The organism is Protofrankia sp. Cas4, assembly GCF_963555915.1.
Taxonomy (GTDB): Bacteria; Actinomycetota; Actinomycetes; order Frankiales; family Frankiaceae; genus Protofrankia.
In genome coordinates this window covers 1-2601 of the sequence record NZ_CAUVXL010000190.1, presented here as the reverse complement: position 1 = coordinate 2601, position 2601 = coordinate 1, and the positions used below count along the sequence as shown (strand labels likewise).

At 64.7% G+C, this 2601-nt stretch carries 2 protein-coding genes; both read left to right on the top strand.

Annotation, left to right across the window (positions count from 1 at the left end; translation table 11 throughout):
* Positions 1 to 329 precede the first annotated feature (329 nt).
* Positions 330 to 1220 carry a cytochrome c oxidase subunit II gene (gene coxB, locus U9979_RS17580; RefSeq protein WP_416210444.1) on the top strand — a complete coding sequence of 297 codons (891 nt, stop codon included), beginning with the start codon at positions 330 to 332 and terminating at the stop codon, positions 1218 to 1220.
* Positions 1217 to 2601, top strand: a 1385-nt coding sequence (locus tag U9979_RS17575; RefSeq protein WP_322780240.1) for a cbb3-type cytochrome c oxidase subunit I, incomplete at its 3' end; no start/stop codon positions are given. The genes coxB and U9979_RS17575, both read left to right, overlap by 4 nt.

The following is a 2601-nucleotide window of genomic DNA, read 5'->3' as shown; positions in this document are numbered from 1 at the left end:
AGGACGGCCGTGGATGCGTGATCAAGGTAGACCGGCACGTTCCTCACGGTATTCCGACGGCCGGCCGTGGCGCCCCGTCGGTCTTGGCACCCCGTCGGGTGGCCTGCGACCGCTGGGATGTGGTCCGAGTCTCGTCCTTTGGGACGCTGAGTCAGGCTCTGACGAGATGCCGGCGGTGCGGCTGGGATACGCTCCTGCCGCAGCATCTACAGCTTGTCGAAGAGCCTTGCGCCGACCGCTTGGTTCGGTCGGATCGGCGCATTCGTGGGAGGCAGGACCTGGTGACCCGATCCTTCGGCCGAACTCGGCCGTTGCCCGCCGATGTCGAGATGGCGACTGCCTCCGACGCTCCGTCGGTGGGGAGCACGAACCGCGCGAGGAGCGTTGGTTGGCGCCCTGGCCGATCCGGTTCCCCGTGGCGGGCGCTACGGCTGGTGACCGGCTTCGCGCTGCTGGCGGTGGCGGCCACCGCGTGTGATGTACCCAACTTCGGTTTTCCGGCCGGGGTGACGGACCTCACGCCCCGCATCCTGAACCTGTGGCGGGGTTCTGCGATCGCGGCGCTCTCCGTCGGCGTGTTCACCTGGGGTCTGATCTTCTATGCGGTCATCGTGTTCCGCAAGAAGTCGGACGAGCTGCCCCGCCAGGTGCGGTACAACCTCCCGGTCGAGATCCTGTACACGATCGTGCCGCTGGTGATCGTTGCCGGGCTGTTCTACTACACCGCCCGGGACGAGGTCGTGATCGACAAACTTCCGGCCAAGCCGGACGTCACGGTCAACGTGATCGGTTTCCGGTGGAACTGGCAGTTCCGGTATCTCGACACGGGCCAGAACGGCACGATCCCGGTGGAGGTCACCGGCCAGCCCGGCGAACCTGCGGTGCTGGTACTCCCGCAGGGCCGCACGATCCGTTTCATCGAGACGTCCCCGGATGTCATCCACTCCTTCTGGGTGCCCGAGTTCCTGTTCAAGCGGGACGTCGTCCCCGGTCGGATCAACCAGTTCCAGCTCACGATCACCAAGACCGGGACGTTCATCGGTCGCTGTGCGGAGCTGTGCGGGGTCGATCACGATCGGATGAACTTCTATGTGAAGGTCGTCCCGGGTGACGAGTACGACCGGTTCATCGCCGAGCGGACCCGGCCGGCCGCGCTGAGTGCGGCCGGGGCGACCACCCAGACATCCGCCGGAACTACCACTCGCGGGAGCGGACAGTGACACTGGTGCACGAGCCGCCAGCCGGCCACGTCGAGGAACGCCACGCCACGTTGCGCACCAACCTGCTCGGTTATGTGCGCACGACGTCGCACAAGGACATCGCCGTGATGTACGGCGTGACGGCCTTCGCGTTCTTCCTCTTCGCCGGAATCATGGCCGAGATGATGCGGGCGGAGCTGGCCCGGCCAGGTCTGCAGTTCCTGTCGAACGAGCAGTTCAACCAGCTCTTCACCATGCACGGCACGCTGATGCTGCTGATGTTCGCCACGCCCATGGCGTTTGCGTTCGCGAACTTCCTGGTCCCGCTGCAGATCGGCTCGCCGGACGTGGCGTTCCCACGGCTCAACGCCCTGTCGTTCTGGTTCTTCCTCTTCGGAAGCCTGACCGTCATCGCCGGCTTCCTGACCCCGAACGGCGCGGCGGACTTCGGTTGGTTCGCCTATGCGCCGCTGAACAACGCGGTCTACTCTCCAGGTTCCGGCGCCGACCTGTGGATCCTGGGCCTGACGCTGTCAGGACTCGGCACCATCCTCGGTGCCGTCAACATGATCACAACGATCCTCTGTCTGCGCGCCCCCGGCATGACGATGTTCCGGCTGCCGATCTTCTGCTGGAACTTCCTCGTCACCTCGATCCTGGTGCTGGTGGCCTTCCCGGTGCTCGCCGGCGCGCTGCTGGCCCTGGAAGCCGACCGGCGCCTGGGTGCCCACGTGTTCGACGCGGCCAACGGCGGCGCGATTTTGTGGCAGCACCTGTTCTGGTTCTTCGGTCATCCCGAGGTCTACATCATCGCCCTGCCGTTCTTCGGCATCATCAGCGAGGTGCTGCCGGTCTTTTCCCGTAAGCCGCTGTTCGGGTACAAGGGCCTCGTCTTCGCCACGATCGGAATCGGAGCGCTGTCGGTAGCGGTGTGGGCGCACCACATGTTCGTCACCGGCGCGGTCCTGCTGCCCTTCTTCGCGTTCCTGTCCTTCCTGATCGCGGTGCCGACGGGTATGAAGTACTTCAACTGGATCGGCACCCTGTGGCGGGGTCAGATCAGTTTCGAGACGCCGATGCTCTTCGCGTTGGGCTTTCTCGTGACCTTCCTGTTCGGCGGTCTGACCGGTGTACTGCTGGCGAGCCCACCGATCGACTTCCACGTCAGTGACAGTTACTTCGTCGTGGCCCACTTCCACTACGTGGTATTCGGGTCGGTCGTCTTCGCGGCGTATGCCGGGATCTACTTCTGGTTCCCGAAGGTGACCGGGCGTATGCTCGACGAGAAGCTCGGGAAGATTCATTTCTGGACGCTGTTCTTCGGTTTCCATCTGACCTTCCTGATCCAGCACTGGCTAGGCGTCAAGGGCATGCCGCGACGGGTGGCCGACTACTCGCCGAC